This window comes from Psychrobacillus syltrankelensis (genome assembly GCF_055454035.1).
Map to the genome: position 1 here is coordinate 2,749,938 of NZ_CM144227.1, position 23,812 is coordinate 2,773,749.

At 39.2% G+C, this 23,812-nt stretch carries 38 protein-coding genes; all 38 read left to right on the forward strand.

Features of this window, described 5'->3' with window-relative positions; all coding sequences use genetic code 11:
* Nucleotides 1–81: 81 nt before the first annotated feature.
* The 38 genes from ACTSKG_RS13295 (at nt 82) to ACTSKG_RS13480 (ending at nt 23,799) form a co-directional block, all read left to right on the forward strand.
* A complete protein-coding gene (locus ACTSKG_RS13295) occupies nt 82–1,398 on the forward strand; it encodes a Na+/H+ antiporter family protein (RefSeq protein ID WP_464755067.1) in 1,317 nt (438 codons plus the stop codon).
* Nucleotides 1,399–2,445: 1,047 nt separating this feature from the next.
* The gene (gene rpsJ, locus ACTSKG_RS13300) at nt 2,446–2,754 is read left to right on the forward strand and encodes a 30S ribosomal protein S10 (RefSeq protein WP_042478628.1); all 309 of its coding nucleotides are present in this window, start codon (nt 2,446–2,448) and stop codon (nt 2,752–2,754) included.
* A gap of 44 nt (nt 2,755–2,798) precedes the next feature.
* Complete coding sequence (gene rplC / locus ACTSKG_RS13305; RefSeq protein ID WP_464755068.1) at nt 2,799–3,428, forward strand: 50S ribosomal protein L3; 630 nt, start codon at nt 2,799–2,801, stop codon at nt 3,426–3,428.
* A 25-nt stretch (nt 3,429–3,453) separates the two neighbouring features.
* Nucleotides 3,454–4,077 (forward strand): 50S ribosomal protein L4, encoded by a 624-nt coding sequence (rplD, locus tag ACTSKG_RS13310; RefSeq protein ID WP_387584596.1) that lies wholly within the window; start codon nt 3,454–3,456, stop codon nt 4,075–4,077.
* Nucleotides 4,077–4,361, forward strand: coding sequence for a 50S ribosomal protein L23 (gene rplW, locus ACTSKG_RS13315; RefSeq protein ID WP_144540980.1), 285 nt, complete (start codon nt 4,077–4,079; stop codon nt 4,359–4,361). The genes rplD and rplW overlap by 1 nt, the downstream gene beginning before the upstream one ends.
* A 42-nt stretch (nt 4,362–4,403) precedes the next feature.
* Entirely contained in the window at nt 4,404–5,234 is an 831-nt protein-coding gene (rplB, locus tag ACTSKG_RS13320) for a 50S ribosomal protein L2 (RefSeq protein WP_464755069.1), read from the forward strand.
* Nucleotides 5,235–5,294: 60 nt separating this feature from the next.
* Nucleotides 5,295–5,573, forward strand: a complete 279-nt coding sequence (gene rpsS, locus ACTSKG_RS13325; RefSeq protein WP_090567829.1) for a 30S ribosomal protein S19 — start codon at nt 5,295–5,297, stop codon at nt 5,571–5,573.
* A 20-nt stretch (nt 5,574–5,593) separates the two neighbouring features.
* A complete protein-coding gene (gene rplV / locus ACTSKG_RS13330) occupies nt 5,594–5,938 on the forward strand; it encodes a 50S ribosomal protein L22 (protein ID WP_144540983.1) in 345 nt (114 codons plus the stop codon).
* Nucleotides 5,939–5,941: 3 nt separating this feature from the next.
* Nucleotides 5,942–6,598, forward strand: a complete 657-nt coding sequence (rpsC, locus tag ACTSKG_RS13335) for a 30S ribosomal protein S3 (protein ID WP_387584600.1) — start codon at nt 5,942–5,944, stop codon at nt 6,596–6,598.
* 1 nt (nt 6,599) lies between these two features.
* Nucleotides 6,600–7,034, forward strand: coding sequence for a 50S ribosomal protein L16 (gene rplP / locus ACTSKG_RS13340; RefSeq protein ID WP_387584602.1), 435 nt, complete (start codon nt 6,600–6,602; stop codon nt 7,032–7,034).
* Entirely contained in the window at nt 7,024–7,224 is a 201-nt protein-coding gene (gene rpmC / locus ACTSKG_RS13345) for a 50S ribosomal protein L29 (protein WP_090567840.1), read from the forward strand. Before rplP ends, rpmC begins: the two co-directional genes overlap by 11 nt.
* Before the next feature lie 18 nt (nt 7,225–7,242).
* A complete protein-coding gene (gene rpsQ, locus ACTSKG_RS13350) occupies nt 7,243–7,506 on the forward strand; it encodes a 30S ribosomal protein S17 (RefSeq protein WP_142643411.1) in 264 nt (87 codons plus the stop codon).
* Nucleotides 7,507–7,550: 44 nt separating this feature from the next.
* The gene (gene rplN / locus ACTSKG_RS13355; RefSeq protein ID WP_053591327.1) at nt 7,551–7,919 is read left to right on the forward strand and encodes a 50S ribosomal protein L14; all 369 of its coding nucleotides are present in this window, start codon (nt 7,551–7,553) and stop codon (nt 7,917–7,919) included.
* Between the two features lie 36 nt (nt 7,920–7,955).
* Complete coding sequence (rplX, locus tag ACTSKG_RS13360) at nt 7,956–8,264, forward strand: 50S ribosomal protein L24 (protein WP_464755070.1); 309 nt, start codon at nt 7,956–7,958, stop codon at nt 8,262–8,264.
* 23 nt (nt 8,265–8,287) lie between these two features.
* Nucleotides 8,288–8,827: a 50S ribosomal protein L5 gene (gene rplE, locus ACTSKG_RS13365; RefSeq protein WP_387584607.1), complete on the forward strand. Its 540-nt coding sequence runs from the start codon at nt 8,288–8,290 to the stop codon at nt 8,825–8,827.
* 18 nt (nt 8,828–8,845) lie between these two features.
* A complete protein-coding gene (rpsN, locus tag ACTSKG_RS13370) occupies nt 8,846–9,031 on the forward strand; it encodes a 30S ribosomal protein S14 (protein WP_387584608.1) in 186 nt (61 codons plus the stop codon).
* A gap of 29 nt (nt 9,032–9,060) precedes the next feature.
* Nucleotides 9,061–9,459: a 30S ribosomal protein S8 gene (gene rpsH / locus ACTSKG_RS13375; RefSeq protein ID WP_151701724.1), complete on the forward strand. Its 399-nt coding sequence runs from the start codon at nt 9,061–9,063 to the stop codon at nt 9,457–9,459.
* Between the two features lie 30 nt (nt 9,460–9,489).
* Nucleotides 9,490–10,029, forward strand: a complete 540-nt coding sequence (gene rplF / locus ACTSKG_RS13380; RefSeq protein ID WP_464755071.1) for a 50S ribosomal protein L6 — start codon at nt 9,490–9,492, stop codon at nt 10,027–10,029.
* 30 nt (nt 10,030–10,059) lie between these two features.
* Nucleotides 10,060–10,419 carry a 50S ribosomal protein L18 gene (gene rplR / locus ACTSKG_RS13385; protein WP_387584610.1) on the forward strand — a complete coding sequence of 120 codons (360 nt, stop codon included), beginning with the start codon at nt 10,060–10,062 and terminating at the stop codon, nt 10,417–10,419.
* A gap of 21 nt (nt 10,420–10,440) precedes the next feature.
* On the forward strand, nt 10,441–10,941 hold the full coding sequence (gene rpsE, locus ACTSKG_RS13390; protein ID WP_464755072.1) for a 30S ribosomal protein S5: 501 nt from the start codon (nt 10,441–10,443) through the stop codon (nt 10,939–10,941).
* A 14-nt stretch (nt 10,942–10,955) separates the two neighbouring features.
* Nucleotides 10,956–11,138 carry a 50S ribosomal protein L30 gene (gene rpmD / locus ACTSKG_RS13395; protein ID WP_387584612.1) on the forward strand — a complete coding sequence of 61 codons (183 nt, stop codon included), beginning with the start codon at nt 10,956–10,958 and terminating at the stop codon, nt 11,136–11,138.
* A 32-nt stretch (nt 11,139–11,170) separates the two neighbouring features.
* Nucleotides 11,171–11,611, forward strand: a complete 441-nt coding sequence (gene rplO, locus ACTSKG_RS13400) for a 50S ribosomal protein L15 (protein WP_387584614.1) — start codon at nt 11,171–11,173, stop codon at nt 11,609–11,611.
* Nucleotides 11,611–12,903: a preprotein translocase subunit SecY gene (gene secY, locus ACTSKG_RS13405; protein ID WP_464755073.1), complete on the forward strand. Its 1,293-nt coding sequence runs from the start codon at nt 11,611–11,613 to the stop codon at nt 12,901–12,903. The genes rplO and secY overlap by 1 nt, the downstream gene beginning before the upstream one ends.
* 66 nt (nt 12,904–12,969) lie before the next feature.
* Nucleotides 12,970–13,623, forward strand: coding sequence for an adenylate kinase (locus tag ACTSKG_RS13410; protein WP_464755074.1), 654 nt, complete (start codon nt 12,970–12,972; stop codon nt 13,621–13,623).
* Nucleotides 13,624–14,073: 450 nt separating this feature from the next.
* Entirely contained in the window at nt 14,074–14,292 is a 219-nt protein-coding gene (infA, locus tag ACTSKG_RS13415) for a translation initiation factor IF-1 (protein ID WP_016429904.1), read from the forward strand.
* Between the two features lie 37 nt (nt 14,293–14,329).
* On the forward strand, nt 14,330–14,443 hold the full coding sequence (gene rpmJ / locus ACTSKG_RS13420) for a 50S ribosomal protein L36 (protein ID WP_003247619.1): 114 nt from the start codon (nt 14,330–14,332) through the stop codon (nt 14,441–14,443).
* A gap of 23 nt (nt 14,444–14,466) precedes the next feature.
* Nucleotides 14,467–14,832 carry a 30S ribosomal protein S13 gene (gene rpsM, locus ACTSKG_RS13425; protein WP_151701716.1) on the forward strand — a complete coding sequence of 122 codons (366 nt, stop codon included), beginning with the start codon at nt 14,467–14,469 and terminating at the stop codon, nt 14,830–14,832.
* Nucleotides 14,833–14,857: 25 nt separating this feature from the next.
* On the forward strand, nt 14,858–15,247 hold the full coding sequence (gene rpsK / locus ACTSKG_RS13430; protein WP_090567882.1) for a 30S ribosomal protein S11: 390 nt from the start codon (nt 14,858–14,860) through the stop codon (nt 15,245–15,247).
* Nucleotides 15,248–15,385: 138 nt separating this feature from the next.
* The gene (locus ACTSKG_RS13435) at nt 15,386–16,330 is read left to right on the forward strand and encodes a DNA-directed RNA polymerase subunit alpha (RefSeq protein ID WP_464755075.1); all 945 of its coding nucleotides are present in this window, start codon (nt 15,386–15,388) and stop codon (nt 16,328–16,330) included.
* Between the two features lie 53 nt (nt 16,331–16,383).
* Entirely contained in the window at nt 16,384–16,764 is a 381-nt protein-coding gene (gene rplQ / locus ACTSKG_RS13440; RefSeq protein WP_464755076.1) for a 50S ribosomal protein L17, read from the forward strand.
* Between the two features lie 404 nt (nt 16,765–17,168).
* A complete protein-coding gene (locus tag ACTSKG_RS13445) occupies nt 17,169–18,023 on the forward strand; it encodes an energy-coupling factor ABC transporter ATP-binding protein (protein ID WP_464755077.1) in 855 nt (284 codons plus the stop codon).
* Nucleotides 17,999–18,868 carry an energy-coupling factor ABC transporter ATP-binding protein gene (locus ACTSKG_RS13450; RefSeq protein ID WP_464755078.1) on the forward strand — a complete coding sequence of 290 codons (870 nt, stop codon included), beginning with the start codon at nt 17,999–18,001 and terminating at the stop codon, nt 18,866–18,868. The genes ACTSKG_RS13445 and ACTSKG_RS13450 overlap by 25 nt, the downstream gene beginning before the upstream one ends.
* Nucleotides 18,868–19,665, forward strand: a complete 798-nt coding sequence (locus ACTSKG_RS13455) for an energy-coupling factor transporter transmembrane component T family protein (protein WP_464755079.1) — start codon at nt 18,868–18,870, stop codon at nt 19,663–19,665. The genes ACTSKG_RS13450 and ACTSKG_RS13455 overlap by 1 nt, the downstream gene beginning before the upstream one ends.
* Before the next feature lie 14 nt (nt 19,666–19,679).
* Nucleotides 19,680–20,429: a tRNA pseudouridine(38-40) synthase TruA gene (gene truA, locus ACTSKG_RS13460; RefSeq protein ID WP_464755080.1), complete on the forward strand. Its 750-nt coding sequence runs from the start codon at nt 19,680–19,682 to the stop codon at nt 20,427–20,429.
* Nucleotides 20,430–20,597: 168 nt separating this feature from the next.
* Nucleotides 20,598–21,035 carry a 50S ribosomal protein L13 gene (gene rplM, locus ACTSKG_RS13465; protein WP_464755081.1) on the forward strand — a complete coding sequence of 146 codons (438 nt, stop codon included), beginning with the start codon at nt 20,598–20,600 and terminating at the stop codon, nt 21,033–21,035.
* Nucleotides 21,036–21,057: 22 nt separating this feature from the next.
* Nucleotides 21,058–21,450, forward strand: a complete 393-nt coding sequence (rpsI, locus tag ACTSKG_RS13470) for a 30S ribosomal protein S9 (protein WP_151701707.1) — start codon at nt 21,058–21,060, stop codon at nt 21,448–21,450.
* 593 nt (nt 21,451–22,043) lie between these two features.
* Entirely contained in the window at nt 22,044–22,172 is a 129-nt protein-coding gene (locus ACTSKG_RS13475; protein ID WP_464755082.1) for a hypothetical protein, read from the forward strand.
* Nucleotide 22,173: 1 nt separating this feature from the next.
* Nucleotides 22,174–23,799 carry a copper resistance CopC/CopD family protein gene (locus tag ACTSKG_RS13480; protein ID WP_464755083.1) on the forward strand — a complete coding sequence of 542 codons (1,626 nt, stop codon included), beginning with the start codon at nt 22,174–22,176 and terminating at the stop codon, nt 23,797–23,799.
* Nucleotides 23,800–23,812 lie beyond the last annotated feature (13 nt).

The window sequence follows — 23,812 nt, forward strand, 5'->3', positions numbered from 1 at the left end:
GCTTTTTATATTGACAGATTGGCAAAAAACTATTAAACTTTCTTACGTTAGTAATCTAGTGTGTGAAAGTGAGATGTTTTTATGAATGCTGTTATTGTGGCAGTTGTTATAATGTTAGTATTGAGTTTATTACGTATAAACGTTGTATTCTCATTGATTATAGGTGCTCTTGTAGGTGGTCTGACGGCCGGCTTATCGATTGCAGAGACGATAGATGCATTTACAGGGGGGTTAGGTGCAGGAGCGACAATAGCATTAAGTTATGGGCTATTAGGAGGCTTTGCAATTGCGATTTCAAGAACAGGAATACCTGATTTATTAGTCGTTGCTATTCTAAAGCTCGTGAAAAGAGGAGACGATTCCCAAAACAAGGGGTTAGCGAAAGTATTAGTTTTCTTACTGCTGTTACTGATGGCTGTTTTTTCCCAAAATCTAATTCCAATCCATATCGCCTTTATACCTTTGTTAGTGCCGCCAATTCTAAAAATATTAAATATGTTACAAGTGGATCGACGTTTGATAGCTTGTATTATAGCGTTTGGCTTAATTACTCCGTATATGTTTCTTCAATATGGGTTTGGAGCAATCTATCAGCAAATTTTAGCTACACAAATAGGATTATCGGGCCTTGAAGTAAAATTATCAGATATACCAAAGGCGATGGCTATACCGGCTTTAGGAATGGTATTTGGTTTAATGATGGCTTTTATATTATTTAGAAAACCTCGTAAATATAATCAAGTCAGATCGGAAGTAGATGTTGCTGAAGTTAATGTAAAAACAAGCAGTGTAATATTTACAGTGCTTGCCTTAATCGCTGCGCTATTTGTTCAAATAGAAACGGATACAATGATTGCAGGAGCTCTTGCGGGTATTACAGTTCTGTATGTAACAGGTGCCTTAAAATGGCGAGAAGCAGACCAACTATTAACAGAGGGAATGCGTATGATGGCTTTTGTAGGATTTGTCATGATTACTGCAAATGGTTTTGCTGCAGTTATTAACGCAACTGGAGATGTAGAGAATCTAGTAAATGCTTCAGCAAGTTTATTAAAAGGAAATGTGAGTTTAGCGGTTTTAATTATGTTATTCGTAGGCTTATTTGTAACTCTTGGAATTGGATCATCCTTTGCAACTATTCCAATCATTGCCGCTATTTTCGTTCCACTGGCGTTGGAACTTGGCTTAAGCCCATTAGCAATCATTGCGTTAATTGGAACAGCTGGTGCACTTGGAGATGCTGGTTCACCGGCATCGGATTCAACTCTCGGTCCAACTGCTGGGTTAAACGCAGATGGACAACATAATCATATTTGGGATACATGCGTACCTACATTTATTTGTTACAACATACCGTTAATTCTCTTTGGATGGATCGCGGTTACATATGTACTATAGTTAGGAAAAGAATGGACGCTCATTTAATTGAGCGTCTTTTTTAAAAGACAAGAAATTATATGAAATTGGTATACTAGGAATCTAGTATTCACAACGACTTGAATGCTTTCAAATAGTGACTCTCTTATGAAGGATCTCCCATATAGATAATGTCTTCCCGGATTTAGCGCTCTGGTATTCGCTTTCCGCGGGGCGAGCGACGAGCCTCGGGCCAACACGATGTTGGTCATGAAGGCGTTGCCTCAGGATGAGGCGTCTTAAGCCTTCCTTCCTATTAAACGCTTCGTGCGGGGTCTCGTCTGTCTCGCTGATCCCGCAGGAGTCTCATACCGCCGCGCTATCTCCTTAAGAGTAGTAAAGAGATAGTGATGGAATTCTATAGAACTAAAGCATTAGTTTGCACACTCCAAGATAAAAGCTATTTTGCGATTCTCGTTGCTGACTTTGCAATTGGTATTCTCTATCTTGCGAATATGTCTATAAGGATAAGGGGAACGGCAAGAATGTTGCCCATAATTTTTTTCCTAAGGTTAACATGTAATTGGTGTACCAAGCGTTCGCGCATATATTAGTTATTTGGAGAAGCGTCCGCTCGACTCCTGCGGGAAAGCGGAGTAATCGAGACCCCACAGGAGCAGAGCGACGAGGAGGCTCGATACTTCGCCCGCGGAAAGCGAGCGGACGCTTCGGAAAACAACTGAGTGGAGACCCCAGTGTTCTTATAGGACGCTTGCGCTTTTCTTATATAGAAGTAAGGCTAACAACTTAATTTAGCTTTTCATTTGAAATAATAACGAAAGTTTTGTTTACTGATAAACGGCTTAAAGAAGCTTGTTCATTAGTTAAGAGATATAATATATCAACATTTAAAAAGAATTTCATAAAAACACTTGCGAAAACTTTTTTTATTGTATATAATGTTGAATGTTGGTCTTTGACTGCGATGAAGCGAGAGGTTACCGACACACCCGGCCGCTTTGCCATGGCGAGTGTACGGAAAATTTTCGTGGAGAATGTCTAGAAAATAGGCGAAAAGGAGGGAAAATAATGGCAAAACAAAAAATTCGTATTCGTTTGAAAGCGTATGATCATAGAATCCTTGATCAATCTGCTGAGAAAATTGTGGAAACTGCTAAACGTTCAGGTGCAAGTGTATCGGGTCCGATTCCACTTCCGACTGAAAGATCTGTTTATACGATTCTTCGTGCTGTTCATAAGTATAAAGATTCTCGTGAGCAATTCGAAATGCGTACGCATAAACGTCTTATCGATATCGTTAACCCAACACCACAAACTGTTGATGCGTTAATGAAGCTTGACTTACCATCTGGCGTTGATATTGAAATCAAACTTTAATGGTAAAAATAAAAAATAACAAATTATTATAGGAGGTGTGACGGATGACCAAAGGAATCTTAGGTAGAAAAATCGGTATGACGCAAGTATTTGCTGAGAACGGTGACTTAATCCCTGTAACTGTAGTTGAAGCTTCTCCAAACGTAGTGCTTCAAAAGAAAACAGTTGAAACAGACGGTTACGAAGCAATTCAGTTAGGTTTTGAAGATAAGCGTGAAAAGCTTTCTAACAAACCAGCAAAAGGGCACGTAGCTAAAGCAAGCACTGCTCCTAAGCGCTTCATCCGCGAATTCCGCGGCTTGGATACAGCTAATTACGAAGTTGGTCAAGAAGTCAACGTTGAAAGTTTCGCAGAAGGCGATGTAATTGATGTAACAGGTGTTACTAAAGGTAAAGGTTTCCAAGGTGTTATTAAACGCCACGGACAATCTCGTGGACCAATGGCCCATGGATCTCGTTATCACCGTCGTCCGGGTTCAATGGGGCCAGTTGCTCCGAACCGCGTATTTAAACAAAAGAAATTACCTGGTCAAATGGGTGGGCACGTAGTTACAATCCAAAACTTAGAAATCGTAAGAGTGGATGCTGAACGTAACTTACTACTTATTAAAGGTAATGTTCCTGGTTCTCGTAAATCATTAGTAGTTGTAAAAACTGCTATTAAATCGAAATAATCTCTGAAGAAAGGAGGAAACAGGAATGGCAAAAGTATCTTTATTCAATCAAACAGGAGCTTCTGTTGGCGAAATCGAGTTAAACGACAAAGTTTTCGGAATTGAGCCAAACGAATCTGTTTTATTTGAAGCTATCATTGCTCAACGCGCATCACTTCGTCAAGGTAATCACAAAGTGAAAAACCGTTCTGAAGTAGCTGGTGGTGGCCGTAAACCTTGGAAACAAAAAGGAACTGGTCGTGCTCGTCAAGGTTCAATTCGCTCTCCACAATGGCGTGGTGGTGGTATTGTATTTGGTCCGACTCCACGTAGCTACAGCTATAAGTTACCAAAGAAAGTACGTCGCTTAGCTCTTCTTTCAGCTCTTTCATCTAAAGTTCATGAAGAAAGCATCGTAGTACTTGAAGGATTAGCTTTTGATGCACCAAAAACAAAAGATTTCGTGAAAGTATTAACTGGACTTTCAATCAATAAAAAAGCATTATTTGTAACTGCTGATTTAGATGAGAACGTTGCACTAGCTGCTCGTAACATCCCTGGAATCACAGTTGTGTCTGCAACAGGCATTAATGTATTAGATTTAGTTGGTCACGATAAATTAGTGATGACTAAAGCTGCAGTAGAAAAAGTAGAGGAGGTGCTTGGATAATGGAAGCACGTGATATTATTAAACGTCCGGTCATTACCGAGCGTTCTTCTGAAGTTATGGCAGATAAGAAGTACACTTTTGAAGTGGACACTCGCGCTAATAAAACACAAGTTAAATATGCAGTTGAAGAAATCTTTGGAGTAGATGTTGAAAAAGTAAACATCATGAACTACAAAGGTAAATTCAAACGTGTAGGTAAATTCGGTGGATATACAAACAAACGTCGTAAAGCGATTGTTACATTGACTACTGACAGTAAAGAAATCGAGTTATTCGAAATCTAATCCTTACAATAAGGAATTAATACTCAAGAAGGAGGGAATAAAATGGCGATTAGAAAGTATAAACCAACGACAAACGGACGTCGTAATATGACTTCATTAGATTACGCTGAAATCACAACTGACAAGCCTGAGAAATCATTACTTGCTCCTGTGAAACGTAAAGGCGGCCGTAACAATCAAGGTAAAATTACTGTTCGTCATCATGGTGGTGGACACAAACGTCAATACCGTATCATTGATTTCAAACGAAACAAAGATGGTATACCAGGACGTGTTGCTACTATTGAATATGATCCAAACCGCTCTGCGAATATCGCATTGATCAATTATGCTGATGGGGAAAAACGTTATATCCTAGCTCCTAAAGGCTTAGAAGTTGGAATGACAATCGTGTCAGGTCCAGAAGCTGATATTAAAGTTGGAAACGCACTTCCATTACAAAACATCCCAATGGGTACTACTATCCATAACATCGAAATGAAACCTGGTAAAGGTGGTCAGTTAGTACGTTCTGCTGGTACATCTGCTCAATTACTTGGTAAAGAAGGTAAATACGTAATCGTACGTTTACAATCTGGTGAAGTTCGTTTAATCCTAGGTGTTTGCCGCGCAACTGTTGGCGAAGTAGGAAATGAACAACACGAACTTGTAAACATTGGTAAAGCTGGTCGTAATCGTTGGTTAGGTAAACGCCCAACTGTACGTGGATCTGTAATGAACCCTAACGATCACCCACACGGTGGTGGTGAAGGACGTACGCCAATCGGTCGTAAGTCACCTATGTCTCCATGGGGTAAACCAACTCTTGGATACAAAACTCGTAGTAAGAAAAACAAATCCGACAAACTTATCATTCGTCGTCGTAAAAAATAAAGTGGTTTTACTACGGTTCAAAGAACGAACCGTGGTGCAATCACGGAGGGAGGTTCCAGCATGGGTCGTAGCTTGAAAAAAGGACCTTTTGCAGACGATCATTTATTAAAAAAGGTCGATGCTCAAAAGGACTCTGAGAAAAAACAAGTGATTAAGACTTGGTCTCGCCGTTCTACTATTTTCCCTACTTTTATCGGATTAACTATCGCGGTATATGACGGACGCAAACATGTTCCTGTATACGTGACTGAAGATATGGTAGGTCATAAACTAGGCGAGTTTGCACCAACACGCGCTTATAAAAGTCATGGTGCAGATGATAAGAAAACAAGACGCTAATTTGAGAGGAGGTCATTCAAATGTCACAAGCAAAAGCTATTGCTAAAACAGTGCGCATTGCTCCTCGTAAAGTAAGATTAGTCGTAGATTTAATCAGAGGTAAGCAAGTCGGTGAAGCAGTTGCAATTTTACAACTAACTCCTAAAGCAGCATCACCTGTTGTTGAGAAAGTATTAAAATCTGCTATTGCAAACGCTGAGCACAATTATGATTTAGATATTAACAATCTTGTTGTTTCCGAAGTCTTTGTTGATGAAGGTCCAACATTAAAACGATTCCGTCCACGTGCAATGGGGCGTGCAAGTGCTATAAACAAACGTACTAGCCACATTACAGTAGTGGTATCTGAGAAGAAGGAGGGATAATCCGTGGGTCAAAAAGTACATCCAATAGGATTACGAGTAGGTATTATTCGTGACTGGGAGTCAAAATGGTACGCTGGTAAAGACTATGCAACTCTACTTCACGAAGACTTAAAAATTCGTAAGCACATTGAAACTCGTTTAAAAGACGCTTCAGTTTCTACAGTAGAAATTGAACGTGCAGCGAAACGTGTAAACATTACAATTCACACTGCGAAACCAGGTATGGTAATTGGTAAAGGTGGTACAGAAGTTGAAGCACTTCGTAAACACTTGAACGATACTACTGGCAAGCGTGTACACATCAACATCGTAGAAATTAAAAGAGCAGACTTAGATGCTAAATTAGTAGCAGAAAGTATCGCACGCCAATTAGAAGGCCGCGTATCTTTCCGTCGTGCTCAAAAACAAGCAATTCAACGCACAATGCGTGCAGGCGCTAAAGGTATTAAAACTCAAGTATCTGGACGTCTTGGCGGCGCTGACATTGCTCGTGCTGAACACTATAGTGAAGGTACTGTACCACTTCATACATTACGTGCTGACATTGATTATGCACATGCTGAAGCTGACACAACTTATGGTAAGCTAGGCGTTAAAGTATGGATTTATCGTGGTGAAGTCCTTCCAGTGAAGAAGAACTCTGAGGAAGGAGGCAAATAATATGTTAATGCCTAAACGCGTTAAATACCGTCGTGAACACCGTGGAAAGATGCGTGGTGAAGCTAAAGGCGGGAAAGAAATAGCATTTGGTGAATTTGGTCTACAAGCTACAGAAGCTAGCTGGATCACAAGCCGTCAAATCGAATCAGCTCGTATTGCAATGACACGTTACATGAAACGTGGCGGTAAAGTATGGATTAAAATATTCCCACATAAACCTTACACGAAAAAGCCTCTAGAGGTTCGTATGGGTTCCGGTAAAGGTGCTCCTGAAGGTTGGGTAGCTGTTGTTAAACCAGGAAAAATTATGTTTGAAATTGCTGGTGTATCTGAAGAGATCGCTCGTGAAGCGTTACGCTTAGCATCACATAAGCTTCCTATTAAATGTAAAATAGTTAAACGTCAAGAAATTGGTGGTGAATCTAATGAAAGCTAATGACATCCGTGAACTTACTACTGCAGAAATAGAACAAAAGGTAAAATCACTGAAAGAAGAGCTTTTCAACCTTCGCTTCCAATTGGCGACTGGTCAATTAGAAAACACAGCTCGCATTCGTGAAGTACGTAAAGCGATTGCGCGTATGAAAACTGTGGTTCGCGAAAGAGAAATCAGTGCAAACAACTGATAAAGGAGGTTTTCAGGCATGACTGAGCGTAATCAACGCAAAGTATACACTGGCCGTGTAGTTTCTGACAAAATGGATAAAACAATCACTGTTTTAGTTGAAACGCATAAAAAACATAAATTATACGGTAAACGTGTTAAATATTCTAAGAAATTTAAGGCACATGATGAGCAAAACGAAGCGCAAATCGGCGATATCGTTCGCATCATGGAAACTCGTCCGCTATCAGCTACAAAACGTTTCCGTCTAGTAGAAGTTGTAGAAAAAGCGGTTATTATCTAATAATAAAATTCGGAACTCAATAATTCCGAAGGGAGGTTACCTAAGTGATCCAACAAGAAACTCGTATGAAAGTTGCTGACAACTCAGGTGCACGTGAAGTTTTAACAATTAAAGTACTTGGTGGTACTGGTCGTAAAACTGCTAATATCGGCGATATCGTCGTATGTACAGTTAAGAAAGCAACACCAGGTGGCGTTGTCAAGAAAGGTGACGTCGTTAAAGCTGTAATCGTTCGCACTAAAAGCGGCGTGCGCCGTAAAGACGGAACTTATATCAAATTTGATGAGAACGCATGCGTTATTATCAAAGATGATAAAGGACCGCGTGGAACTCGTATTTTCGGACCAGTTGCTCGTGAATTACGCGATAGCAACTTTATGAAAATCGTATCTTTAGCTCCAGAAGTTCTTTAATTTACATGAAAGTGCCAATCAAGGAGGTGCGACAGAATGCATGTTAAAAAAGGCGACAAAGTTAAGGTAATCTCAGGTAAAGACAAAGGGAAAACAGGTGTTATCCTTTCTGCTTTTCCTAAGAAAGACCGCGTGTTAGTTGAAGGTGTAAACATCGTCAAAAAACATATGAAGCCAAACCAAGCTAATCAGCAAGGCGGAATTGTGAGCCAAGAGGCTGCAATTCACGTTTCGAACGTTATGTTAATCGACCCAAAAACTGGCGAGCCGACTCGCGTAGGTTCTAAAGTAGAAGATGGCAAAAGAGTTCGTGTTGCTAAAAAATCTGGTGAAATTATTAAATAAGTAAAAAGAAGGGAGGTACACACATGAACCGCCTAAAAGAAAAATTTCTTAAGGAAGTTTCTCCTGCTCTAATGAGCAAGTTTGAATATAAATCAGTAATGCAAGTACCTAAAGTTGATAAAATTGTTATCAACATGGGTGTGGGTGAAGCTGTATCAAATACAAAAGCACTTGACGCTGCTGTTGAAGAGTTACAAATCATCGCTGGTCAAAAGCCTGTAGTTACTAAAGCTAAAAAATCAATCGCTGGTTTCCGTCTTCGTGAAGGAATGCCAATCGGTGCAAAGGTTACACTACGTGGAGAACGTATGTATGACTTCTTGGATAAATTAATTGCTATCTCACTACCACGTGTACGCGACTTCCGCGGTGTTTCTAAAAAAGCATTTGACGGACGTGGTAACTACACTCTTGGAGTAAAAGAGCAATTAATCTTCCCTGAAATCGATTATGATAAAGTTTCTAAAGTACGCGGTATGGACATCGTAATTGTAACAACTGCGAACTCTGACGAAGAAGCTCGTGAGTTATTAACACAATTCGGTATGCCGTTCCAAAAGTAAAATAAGGGAGGCGAAAACGTGGCTAAAAAATCAATGATCGTTAAACAACAACGTACGCCAAAGTTCCAAGTGCAAGAATACACACGCTGTGAGCGCTGTGGACGTCCGCACTCTGTATATCGTAAATTTAAGCTTTGCCGTATTTGTTTCCGTGAACTTGCATACAAGGGACAAATTCCTGGCGTTAAAAAAGCAAGCTGGTAATCCCCTAAACTGGGAAGGAGGTAAATGTAATGACAATGTCAGATCCAATTGCAGATATGCTTACACGCATTCGTAATGCTAACATGGTTCGTCACGAGAAATTAGAAGTTCCTGCTTCAAACTTGAAAAAGGAAATCGCTGAAATTTTAAAACGCGAAGGTTTCGTACGTGACGTTGAATATGTAGAAGATAGCAAACAAGGAATTATCCGTATCTTCTTAAAATATGGTCAAAACGACGAACGCGTTATTACTGGTTTGAAACGTATTTCAAAACCTGGTCTACGCGTTTACGCAAAAACAAACGAAGTGCCTAGAGTATTAAATGGTTTAGGAATTGCTTTAGTTTCTACTTCAAATGGTTTATTAACAGATAAAGAAGCTCGCGCTAAACAAGTTGGCGGAGAAATCGTAGCTTACGTTTGGTAATAATCAACAAACGAATGGAGGTGCAACAAAATGTCTCGAGTAGGTAAAAAACCAATTGAGGTTCCTGCAAACGTTACTGTGACTGTTAACGAAGACAATACAGTAGTAGTTAAAGGACCAAAAGGTGAATTAACAAGATCTTTTAACCAAGATATTAAAATTGAGCAAGAAGGTACTGTAATTACTTTAGTACGTCCTTCAGAGTCAAAAGACCACCGCACAATTCATGGAACTACACGTGCTCTATTAGCTAATATGATCACTGGTGTTTCTCAAGGATTTGAACGTGGACTTGAATTAGTTGGGGTAGGTTACCGTGCACAACTACAAGGTACTAAACTTGTACTTAATGTAGGGTACTCACATCCAGTTGAGTTCACTCCTGAAGATGGAATTGAAGTTGAAGTTCCTTCGAATACAAAAATTATCGTTCGCGGTATTAACAAAGAACGCGTTGGTGCATTAGCATCTAACATTCGTCAAGTTCGTCCACCAGAGCCTTACAAAGGTAAAGGTATTCGTTATGAAGGCGAAGTTGTACGCCGCAAAGAAGGTAAAACAGGTAAATAATGCATTTCGCATTAGAAAGGAGTGACCACTGTGATTACGAAACAAGACAAAAATCAAGTTCGTAAAAAACGTCATGCACGTGTTCGTACAAAAATCACGGGTACTACTGAACGTCCTCGTTTAAATGTATTCCGTTCTAATAAACATATTTACGCGCAACTTATCGATGACTCAAAAGGTCTAACAATCGTTAGTGCGTCTACTATGGATAAAGACTTTGATGGAACAGCTGGAAATGTTGAAGCTGCAAAATCAATTGGTGAAACAATCGCAAAACGCGCTGTTGAAAAAAACATCAAATCTGTTGTATTCGACCGTGGCGGTTACTTATATCATGGACGTGTTAAAGCATTAGCTGAAGCCGCACGTGAAAACGGCTTAGAATTTTAAGAAGAAGGAGGGACATATTTCATGCGTGGTATTGACCCAAACAAACTTGAACTTGAAGAACGCGTAGTTACGATTAACCGTGTTGCTAAAGTTGTAAAAGGTGGACGTCGTTTCCGTTTTACTGCATTAGTAGTTGTCGGTGACAAAAACGGACATGTAGGATTTGGTACTGGTAAAGCTCAAGAGGTTCCAGATGCAATCCGTAAAGCTGTTGAAGATGCGAAGAAAAACTTGATCGAAGTACCAAGAGTTGGCGGAACTACTCCTCACCAAGTCATTGGACGCTTCGGAGCTGGTTCTATTCTAGTTAAACCTGCAGCACCAGGTACAGGAGTTATCGCTGGTGGACCGGTTCGTGCGGTACTAGAATTAGCTGGTATCACTGATATTCTATCTAAATCACTTGGATCTAACACACCTATCAACATGGTTCGTGCTACAGTACAAGGACTAACTCAACTAAAACGTGCTGAGGACGTTGCTAAATTACGTGGTAAATCAGTAGAAGAACTGTTAGGATAAGGGGGGAAATTACAATGGCAACTAAATTAGAAATTACCCTTACTAAAAGCTTGATTGGTACTAAACCAAATCAACGCAAAACTGCAGAAGCTCTTGGATTACGTAAATTACACCAATCAGTTGAGCATCAAGACAATGCTGCTATCCGCGGGATGGTTGGCAAAGTAGCTCACTTGGTAACTATAAAAGAAATTTAAGGTTTAATTTAAGAATAAGGAGGTGCCACCATATGAAACTACATGAGTTAAAACCATCAGAAGGATCACGTTCTTCACGTAAGCGTATAGGACGCGGTATCGGTTCTGGTACTGGTAAAACATCAGGTAAAGGTCATAAAGGTCAAAACGCTCGTTCAGGCGGAGGGGTTCGTCCAGGATTTGAAGGCGGTCAAAACCCATTATTCCGTCGTTTACCAAAACGTGGATTTACGAACATTAACCGTAAAGAGTTTGCAATTGTGAACCTTGACACATTAAATCGTTTCGAAGAAGGCACAGAAATAACACCTGCTCTATTAATCGAAACAGGTGTTGTGAGTAGTGAAAAATCTGGTATTAAGATTCTAGGTAATGGAACTCTTGACAAGAAGTTAACTGTAAAAGCTCACAAATTCTCTGCGTCAGCTAAAGAAGCAATTGAGAACGCTGGCGGACAAACTGAGGTGGTTTAATGTTTCAGACAATCTCTAACTTTATGCGTGTGCGAGATATTCGAAATAAAATCATTTTTACTTTATTGATGTTAATTGTCTTCCGTATTGGTACATATATACCAGTACCGAATGTTGATGCAACTGTATTAAAACAAGCAGATCACTTAGGTGTGATTGGATTTTTAAATACATTCGGTGGTGGGGCATTAAAAAAATTCTCCATTCTAGCAATGGGAATTATGCCATACATCACTGCATCAATTATTGTTCAGTTATTACAAATGGATGTTGTTCCGAAGTTTACAGAGTGGTCGAAACAAGGGGAAGTCGGTAGACGTAAACTTGCACAATTCACTCGTTACTTCACCATCATCTTAGCTTTTATTCAAGCAATCGCAATGTCATATGGATTTAACCGTATGTTCAGCGGTTCTTTAATAAAAAACGAAGGCGTCATGACTTATCTTGTAATTGCAATTGTGTTAACTGCTGGTACCGCATTTCTAATGTGGTTAGGTGAGCAAATTACGGCAAAAGGTGTTGGTAATGGTATTTCTATTATTATCTTCGCCGGTATTGCCGCTGCTATTCCAAATGCAGTAAACCAAATGTATGCATCACAAATTCAGGATGCTGGAGATGCACTGTTTATCAATATAATTGTGTTAGTGTTACTTTTAGCGGCAATTATCGCTGTAACAGTTGGTGTAATTTATGTTCAACAAGCGTTGCGTAAAATACCGATTCAATACGCGAAACGTGTTGCTGGTACTGCTCAAACAGGCGCCCAACAAACACACTTACCTTTAAAAGTAAATGCTGCGGGAGTTATCCCAGTAATTTTTGCATCTGCGTTCCTTATGGCACCACAATCTATTGTTTTATTTTTTGGTCAAAATAAGGTAACTGATTTTATAACGCATGCATTAAATTACACACAACCTATTGGTATGACTTTGTATATTGCTCTAATCATTGCGTTTACTTACTTCTATGCATTCATTCAAGTGAATCCAGAGAATGTGGCAGACAATTTGAAAAAGCAAGGTGCGTATATTCCAGGGATTCGTCCAGGAATTAACACACAAAATTATTTAACTAGCGTATTATATCGGTTAACATTTGTTGGTTCAATATTCCTAGCGCTTATAGCGATTATGCCTTTATTGTTTGTCAAATTTGCGGGACTTCCACAAACGGCACAAATTGGCGGAACAAGCTTACTTATCGTGGTGGGTGTTGCACTCGAAACGATGAAACAGCTGGAATCACAATTAGTTAAACGTCATTATAAAGGCTTTATGAAATAATGTTGGTTTTTAGGAACAGAATAGTTCCTAAAAATCTACAAAATAGTCCTGGGGGGGCATTTCCGTATGAATATCGTTTTAATGGGTCTGCCAGGTGCCGGAAAAGGTACTCAAGCTGACAAAATTGTTGAGAAGTACGCAATCCCTCATATTTCTACAGGCGATATGTTTCGTGCAGCTATTAAAGATGGCACGGAACTTGGTTTAAAAGCAAAATCGTTTATGGATCAAGGTGCATTAGTACCTGATGAAGTAACGATTGGTATTGTCCGTGAAAGATTAAGTAAACCAGATTGTGAAAAAGGATTCTTACTTGATGGTTTTCCACGAACAGTTCCTCAAGCAGAAGCACTAGATGCTCTACTTGCGGATCTAGGGAAATCGATTGAGCATGTGTTGAACATTCAAGTTGAACAAGAAGAATTGATTAAACGTCTAACTGGTCGTCGTATTTGTAAAGAATGTGGCACTGCTTATCATTTAGTCTTTAACCCACCTGCTAAAGATGGGGTATGTGATAAAGATGGTGGAGAACTTTATCAAAGAGCGGATGATAATCCCGAAACGGTGACTAACCGTCTGGAAGTAAATATGAAGCAAACTCAACCTTTGCTTGATTTTTATGAGAACAAAGGTATTTTATCAAATATAGATGGACAGCAAGAAATTACAAAAGTTTTTGCTGATCTTGATGCTCTGTTACAGGGCAACCGCATCTAGCCCGGTGCCTGTCGCAGACGACTAATTGCCGGGCAGTATGCAAAGAACGAAAATGTTTTTTTCGAGAGCTGCAAAAGCATATTGCGCCCGGTATACGAACGGAAGAAAAGAAATGTATCAAAGCGAGGACCCCCTAGTCCACGTGCATTTCTGATTCTGAAGGGGTATAATGGGTTTCGTGGAAGCATCTATGTAACGAACGGGTACTATGGAACTCATCCAACACTTTCGTACGATTATGTTGACATGAGGGAGACAGGTTTCTACCAGTCAGTCTACTCCGTGGATTGCTAAAAGCGAAACCTTACGAGTGTCTTTCGAACATCTCTCATGATTTCCAAACATATGCTTGAAACGAATAGTTTCGTTCCATTAGAGGCTATACTAACAGCAAATTACGTTTGTATTTTGATGAGAACCTGATTTGTATATAGAAGGGAGACAGGGTTGATGGCGAAAGATGATGTAATTGAAGTCGAAGGAACAGTTGTTGAGACTTTGCCAAACGCGATGTTTAAGGTAGAATTAGAAAACGGTCATACAATACTTGCGCATGTATCGGGTAAAATTCGCATGCACTTTATACGCATTTTACCTGGAGATAAAGTCACAATTGAACTATCTCCTTACGATTTAACACGCGGTCGTATCACGTACCGTTTTAAATAATCTTTTGCACTCCGGACTACTAAGGAGGTTAGGTTAGATGAAAGTGAGACCATCTGTGAAACCGATCTGCGAAAAATGTAAGGTTATTCGCCGACGCGGTAAAGTTATGGTAATCTGTGAAAATCCTAAACACAAACAAAGACAAGGCTAATTAGAAGGAGGTGCACGACACATATGGCACGTATTGCTGGTGTTGACATTCCACGCGATAAACGCGTTGTTATTTCATTAACATACATTTTCGGAATTGGTAAAACTACTGCACAAAAAGTATTAGCAGAAGCTGGTATTTCTGAAGAGACTCGCGTACGCGATCTTACAGAAGACGAGTTAAACAAAATCCGTGAACAAATCGGTGTATACAAAGTAGAGGGTGACCTTCGTCGTGAAGTATCACTTAACATCAAACGTTTGATGGAAATCGGTTCATTCCGAGGTATCCGTCATCGTCGCGGCTTACCAGTACGTGGACAAAATACGAAGAACAATGCTCGTACTCGTAAAGGTCCTCGTAAAACAGTTGCGAACAAGAAAAAATAATCGGTAAAGGAGGTTTCTTCTTAACATGGCACGTAAACAACAAACACGTAAGCGTCGTGTGAAAAAGAATATCGAATCCGGTATTGCTCACATCCGCTCAACATTTAATAATACAATTGTGACTATCACGGACATGCAAGGTAATGCACTTTCTTGGTCAAGTGCTGGAGCTCTTGGATTCAGAGGTTCTCGTAAATCTACTCCATTCGCTGCACAAATGGCTGCTGAAACAGCTGCAAAAACTTCCATGGAACATGGCATAAAAACATTAGAAGTAACAGTTAAAGGTCCTGGTGCAGGTCGTGAAGCGGCTATCCGCGCACTTCAAGCTGCAGGTCTAGAAGTTACAGCTATTAAAGATGTAACACCAGTACCACATAATGGTTGCCGTCCACCAAAACGTCGTCGCGTGTAATAGGTGAAACTCAAATAATTGTTTGAGAACATCATTTATTGTACAGACTGAGGTTGTGCAAACAGCAAACAGTTAAACGATCGAATTCATGATGGAAAGAACCTATACATTCGATGTTTTGAGGGAGGGTAAATTGGAATGATCGAAATTGAAAAACCAAAGATTGAAAGTGTAGAAATCAACGAAAATACCAAGTTTGGTAAGTTTGTTGTAGAACCGCTGGAACGTGGCTATGGAAATACTTTGGGTAATTCTTTACGTCGTATCCTTCTGTCTTCTTTGCCAGGAGCTGCAGTTACTTCTATTCAAATTGATGGCGTTTTACACGAGTTTTCAACTATTGAAGGCGTAGTGGAAGATGTTGCATCAATAATTATGAATGTGAAGAAACTAGCTTTAAAAATCTACTCTGATGAAGAAAAAGTCATTGAGATTGATGTAAAAGGAGAGGGAACGGTTACAGCTGCTGACATTACTCATGACAGTGATGTTGAGGTTTTAAACCCAGAACTCTATATTGCAACAATCGGCAAAAATGGTCATTTCCGTATGCGTATGTACGCAGGTCGAGGCCGTGGCTACACTCCTGCTGATCAAAACAAACGTGAGGATCTTCCTATCGGCGTAATCCCGATCGACTCTATTTATACTCCAGTTTCACGCGTTAATTTTCAAGTGGAAAATACTCGTGTTGGCCAATCGGCGAACTACGATAAATTAACTCTTGATGTGTGGACAGATGGCAGCACCGGTCCAAAAGAGGCGATTTCGCTTGGAGCAAAAATACTAACAGAGCACTTAAATATTTTTGTAGGGATGACGGATGAGGCAAAAACTGCTGAAATCATGGTCGAAAAAGAAGAAGATCAAAAAGAAAAAGTATTAGAGATGACTATCGAAGAACTTGATCTTTCTGTTCGTTCTTATAATTGCTTAAAACGTGCGGGTATTAATACAGTACTTGAGCTTGCTAGCAAATCAGAAGACGATATGATGAAGGTAAGAAACCTTGGACGTAAATCTTTAGAAGAAGTAAGAGCAAAGTTAGATGAGCTTGGCTTAGGATTACGTAAAGAAGACTAAGCGAATTTTGATATAGCTAGATTTGAACTATTCACCGAAGGAGGGAAACATCCATGGGTTACAGAAAACTTGGACGTACAAGTTCTCAACGTAAAGCGATGTTACGTGACTTAACAACTGACTTAATCATTCATGAGCGTCTTCAAACTACTGAAGCACGTGCAAAAGAATTACGTTCTGTTGTTGAAAAAATGATCACTTTAGGTAAACGCGGAGATTTACACGCACGTCGTCAAGCAGCTGCTTACATTCGTCGTGAAGTAGTAACTTCTACTGATGAAGAAGGTAATGAATCGACAATTTTTGCTTTACAAAAATTGTTTGATGATGTAGCACCACGCTATGCTGAACGTCAAGGCGGTTATACTCGTATTATGAAAGTTGGACCTCGTCGTGGAGACGGAGCACCAGTAGTAGTAATCGAGTTAGTATAATTTTATTTAGCTGGCGTATTTACAAAATACGCAAAGCGAATTTGATTTATATTTAAAGTTGAAGAGAGGGATTGGTGTTTCTACCACCCTCTTCTTTTTTCAAACATATTTATTAGATTTATACGACAATATAAAAGCTGAGTGTTATGATGAGCGGACTTTTACCTGATTGAATTGTGCCTACATAATTCAAAATCTGGATACTTAATTACGTCAAGGCGTAATTAATAAGTAGCGTCTCGTCTAGCTCTACGCACCTCATTTTTCTGATTGGTCTTGAGCAGCCAATCTTGAAAACGTTATAGAAGAGCGCATTTCTCAAAATGAGGTGCGCGCTTTTTTATTTTATCGTAAAATGGTAACAAGAGTTTAGAACAGCTGAGATGAGTCAGAGGAGGTAAAGGATGAAAAGCGAAATTATTTCTTTACAAGAAGTAACTTTTACATATGCAAAAGAAACAGATGATAAAAATGTACGTCCAGCCATAGATGATGTGTCATATACAATATACGCGGGAGAATGGGTAGCAATTGTTGGGCACAATGGATCTGGAAAATCGACACTTGCACGATTAATGAATGGTCTTCTATTTCCTCAGACGGGACAAGTGCGTGTTTTTGGGGAATCGTTAAATGAGCTTAACTTATGGGAAACACGTTCTCAAATGGGTATGGTGTTTCAAAATCCAGACAATCAATTTGTAGGAGCAACAGTTCAAGATGACGTTGCGTTCGCATTAGAAAATAACGGGATCCCTTTTGAGGAAATGGTGGAACGAGTAGAAGCGTCTTTAGTAAAAGTAAAAATGATCGATTTTATGAATAGTGAGCCACATCATTTATCTGGTGGGCAAAAGCAACGTGTAGCAATAGCAGGGGCTATTGCCTTAAAACCGAAAGTATTATTATTGGATGAAGCCACATCTATGCTAGATCCTCAAGGAAGAGAAGAAGTACTTGCTACAGTTCGACAGTTAAAAGAAGAGACTGATTTAACGGTAATATCCATTACTCATGATTTAGAAGAAGCATTGCTTGCAGACCGAGTAATTATGATGAATAATGGAAAAAAATATGCTGAAGGTACCCCAGAAGAAATATTTCAAAAAGGGCAAGAGTTAGTAGACTTGGGACTCGATTTGCCATTTGCAATGAATATTTCTCGTTTATTGCGTTTACAGGGAGTATCGTTAGTTGCAGATCATATGTCAGAAGAAGAGTTGGTGAATGATTTATGGACATCACACTTCAACAAGTAAGTTATGCTTATGCAAAAAATACACCATTTGAAAAACGAGCATTATATAATGTTGATTTATATATCCCATCCGGAAGCTATCAAGCAATTATCGGACATACCGGTTCGGGAAAATCCACCATTTTACAACATTTAAATGCATTATTAAAACCCTCGGAAGGTTCCATCCAAATTGGTGATGTAGAAGTTAAAGCTGATAAAAAGAATAGTCATTTACGTAAAGTAAGACAAAAGGTAGGAATTGTTTTTCAATTTCCCGAGCACCAACTATTTGAGGAAACGGTTTTGAAAGATATTATGTTTGGTCCAATGAACTTTGGTGTTCCAAAAGAGGAAGCAAGACTCCGTGCAATAAATTTAGTAAAATTACTTGGACTTCCCGAGGAAGTAATGGAGAAATCACCGTTCGACTTATCGGGAGGGCAAATGCGACGAGTTGCTATAGCAGGTGTACTTGCGATGAATCCCGAAGTGTTAGTGTTAGATGAACCTACTGCTGGACTTGATCCAAGAGGACGAAAAGAAATAATGGATTTATTTTATCAGCTTCATAAAGAGAAGGGCTTAACAACCGTATTAGTAACACATAGTATGGAGGATGCTGCGAGATACGCCGACCGTATTGCCATTATGCATAATGGTAAATGTGTTTTAGAAGGAGTTCCTCAAGCGATTTTCGAAAATGAAGAACGTCTAAAGGATTATCGATTAGAGTTACCACAAAGCGTTAAGTTTCAAAAAAAGATAGAGCAATTGATTGGAAAGAAGCTACCTACTATTTGCTTAACGGAAGAGTCATTAGCAGCAGAGCTTGCGCAACTTATTAATAAGGAGCGTGAATCGTAATGCTTGAAAAAATGATATTTGGTAGGTATATACCTGGAGATTCTTTCATTCACCGACTAGATGCACGAGCTAAAATGGTTTTTGTATTTTTATTTATAGCAATTGTTTTTATAGCGAACAACTGGATTACATACGCTATTCTACTGATATTTACTTTTTTAATAATTCGCATGTCAAAAATTAGACTATACTTTTTAATAAACGGATTGAAGCCCGTTGTTATATTAATCATCTTTACATTTTTCTTGCATTTAATATTTACTCGAGAAGGCGACATCGTTTTTCATTGGAAGTTTATAACGATTTATGAAGAAGGATTGAGACAGGGGATATTTATTTCCATCCGCTTTTTTGTACTAGTTATTTTAACATCGATTTTAACGCTCACTACGACCCCTATCTCGATTACAGATGCTTTGGAGTCATTATTAAACCCATTGAAGAAATGGAGGCTTCCAGTGCATGAATTAGCTCTAATGATGTCTATATCGTTAAGATTCATCCCTACGTTAATGGATGAAACCGATAAAATTATGAAAGCTCAAATGGCAAGAGGATCTGATATGACAACAGGTAATTTGAAAGAGAGAATGAATGCCATTGTCCCCCTACTCATTCCTTTATTTGTAAGTGCTTTTAAGCGTGCGGAAGATTTAGCAACAGCAATGGAAGTACGAGGCTATAAGGGTGGAGAAGGTAGAACACGATATCGTAAATTAGAATGGGCAACACGAGATACAATAATAATATTTTCTCTCGTAGTGCTAGCCGGAATTCTTGTATATTTTAGGCAATAAAACGAGGTGCAGTAATGAGAATAAAAGCAATCGTTAGTTATGATGGGAGTAGTTTTTCAGGGTATCAAATTCAACCAGGAAAACGAACTGTACAATTGGAGCTGGAAAATGTTTTATGTTCCATGCACAAAGGAGAAATTGTAAAAGTAGTTGCTAGTGGAAGAACGGATGCCGGTGTCCATGCAACGGGACAAGTTATTCATTTTGACAGTCCTCTTACAATACCAATGGAAAATTGGAGAACAGCTTTAAATGTACAGCTACCAGGAGACATACGCATATTATCGGTAGAGCAAGTAAGAGATGATTTTCATGCACGGTATGATGCTACGGGCAAAACATATCGATATATTTGGTCATTAGATCAAGTTCATAGTCCTTTTGAAAGGAATTATACCGTCCATGCAGATCGATACAAGCCAAATATCGAATTAATGAAAGAATCGACTGTTTATCTACTTGGAACACATGATTTCTCCAGTTTCTGTGCTTCTAAAACAAGTGTGAAAGATTTTGTACGAACTGTTCATTCGATTGAATTGGAATTGAAAAAAGAAACAAACCAATTGCACATGGTGATTAACGGAAATGGCTTTTTATATAATATGGTTCGTATTATTGCAGGTACTATGTGGGAAATTGCAATCGGAAAAAAAAGTGTTGGCGAGTTGCGAGGAATTGTGGAGTCTTGTGATCGTTCTCAGGCAGGGAAAACCGCACCAGCGCACGGTTTATACCTGGAAAATGTAGAGTATTCTCATTGAAGCAACCTCTCCAGGTGTTTTTCGGAAAACGCTTGACTAAATAGCATATCCGGGGTATGATGATGTATGGTATTTTCATTAACCCCACAATATAAGCCCCGAAACTTATTGGTATGAGGATATAGAAAATTTTAGATCGATTATGATTGAATTAGGAGGACAAAATACATGCGTACAACATTCATGGCTAAAGGTCACGAAGTAGAACGTAAATGGTTAGTAGTAGACGCTGAAGGCCAAACTCTTGGTCGTCTTGCTTCTGAAGTTGCAGCTATTTTACGTGGTAAAAACAAACCAACATTTACACCAAACGTTGACACAGGTGATCACGTGATCATCATCAACGCAGAAAAAATTCATTTAACTGGGAACAAGTTAAATGATAAAATTTACTACCGTCACACTCAATTCTCTGGTGGACTTAAACAACGTACGGCTTTAGAAATGCGTACTAAGTACCCAACTAAAATGCTTGAATTAGCTATCAAAGGGATGCTTCCTAAAAACTCTTTAGGACGTCAAATGTTTACAAAACTAAACGTTTACGCTGGAGCAGAACATCCACATGCAGCACAAAAACCAGAAGCATATGAGCTTCGCGGATAATTATTAAGAGGAGGACATACACTTGGCACAAGTTCAATATATCGGCACTGGTCGCCGTAAAAGTTCAGTAGCACGCGTACGTTTAGTACCAGGCGAAGGCAAAATTGTTATTAACAAACGTGACGTAGAAGATTATGTACCATTCGAAACTTTACGTGAAATTATTAAACAACCATTAGTAACTACTCAAACTCTAGGTAGCTACGATGTACACGTAAACGTTAATGGTGGTGGATTCACAGGTCAAGCAGGAGCAATCCGTCATGGTATTGCACGTGCACTACTTACAGTAGACCCTGATTTCCGTCCAGCATTGAAATCAGCAGGATTCTTAACACGTGACCCACGTATGAAAGAACGTAAAAAACCAGGACTTAAAGGCGCTCGTCGTGCACCTCAGTTCTCAAAACGTTAATTTCAAAATTTCAAAGACTCTCAACCAATTTTGGTTGTGGGTCTTTTTTATGTATGAAAATAGCTTATCACCACATTACATAACTCAATATATCTGTGAAATCTGCTTCAAAAAATGTGGCAATGTTACTAGCTTAAGTCATAATGCAGCTACACAAACAATAGGGGAATTGTTGGGTAACCTATATTTGTCGTGTTATTCAACTTAGTAGTTTGTGTAGTGTGGGATTTAGAAAGTGCGTATTCGAAGACAAAAGTAGGGAAAAAAATAGAAAGAATACTAAAATCGGCGAATATAAATGCTCGAGCTTTGATTTTATTGAATAGTGTACACTCCGCGTTAATGCGGAATAAAAAATTTCAAAATATCGCCATAGGTACTTCATCGTTTTTTCACTTCTTTTATGTAAACTAAGCCATGCATATAAACAATAGATAGAAGGAGAATAAATCAAGTATGAAAAGATGATATAGATGGAGAGGTTACACTTGATGAACAATTGAAAGTGACCGTTACATCTGGCAATTGGTTAAGGGGGTGAGTATTGGGAACAGGGAAACAGAGAGGATAGCATTGTCCCTGGTAGAAAACTAATGAAGATAGGGCTTGTCACTATGCAAGTATCTTTCGACCAAGTTGGGGCTTACAAAATGGATGCTCATACAATAGCACGAGGTGTGAATACCGTAATGAAAAAATCGATCACGATTGGGGGTGGATAGGATGGGGGTTACAACTGGACTTAATATCAGGAGGCTGTGCAAGAGGCTTTCTCATTTACTCAAAATGACTCCGTTTATTATTGTATTATATTTTGCATTATTCCAAACACAGACGGTATATGCTCATTCCACACTACTTGAAATGGAACCAGCTGAAAGGGTCCTTATCGAAAAACCTCCGTCTGTGTTAAAATTACGCTTTAATGAACCAATCGATCATGATTTAGCTATCGCCACGATTTATGATTGGAATGCAAAACCGGTCTTTACGGGTAATCCAGATGGAAATATTAAACGGTCTCCACTTCTTGAATTTTCTCTCCCGGAACTAAAGCAAGGAACTTATACGGTGAAGTGGAATGTCGTCTCAGTGGACGGACACCCAGTTAGTGGCTCTTACGCGTTTTCAGTCGGTAAGTCAACAGAAGGCGGGGTCAAATCGGTTGCAAATGATGCTAGTTCTGAAGGGGGATTAATAGCAGCTCGAGTTATTGTAGAAGGTTTACTTCTTTTAGGTGCTGGCCTTTTTTGGTTTACCTCGTTAGCTCAAAGAAGAAAGTTTCCTAGTCTCAATTCCTTATGGAAAATGGGCAGAAGTATTGGAGCTATTGTTCTTGTTCTTGGCACGATCGTTGAATTGATAACGTATGGCTTTTCTCTTCCACCAGGAATTATTCAAGTGATTTTTAAAGGAGAATGGGAACTATTACTACAATTTCCTTTTATCCTTATGTTAGGTGCGCAATTATTTTTCTTAATCTTATTATTTATGCCAGGAATGGTGCAGGGCTGGTATTTGGCACTTTGGCTAGTTTTGGCTGTAACTCCAGCTTTCGGAGGGCACGTATGGGGAATGGAACATCCGGTCGTCGCATTGATATTCCGAATGATTCATCAACTAACAATCGCATTTTGGCTTGGTGCTCTAGTTTACGTTATTTTATTGCTTATTTGGCAAAAGAAACAAAATACATTAATTTCATGGATGGAATTTAGAACATTTTTTGTTCAAAAAATGTTGATTGCCTCAGGATTAGTGTTTGTATCTGGTGTAATCATGGTCTTTCTTCAGACAGGTATAACAGCCGTCTTTACTCATTGGATGGCTTGGAGCACCGTAGTCATTATCAAAGTCATTTTAACGATTACTATGTTAGGTTTAGCCTTATTTCAGACAGTAAAATGGAGGAGAACTGGAAATTTTGTAACTGGGCGTTGGATTCAGAGTGAATGGATTGTCGGTCTGATTGTCATTGTATTTGGAGTATGGGCGAGTCAGATTGCTTATCCAATCGCTGTCCAATCATACGATAAAACCTTGGTCACTGATCAAATAGAAGCACAAATAAATATTGGGAAATTAGAAACGGGCTATCAGAAAATGACCGCAAAACTCTCAGTACTAGATGGGAAAGAGCCTGAAGAAGTTTCGGTGAAAATTACAATGCTACAGCACGATATGGGTTCGACAACATTTAAAGCCAAGCAAAATGATAGAGGGGAATATATTGTAGACTTGCCGTTTTCAATGTCTGGCAGTTGGTTATTAGAGGTTAGCGGAAAATACCCAGGTGGCGAGAGGAAAAAATGGGAAGATGAGATTTTTATCGCTAATGACGGGAAATAAAATATGAAAACAA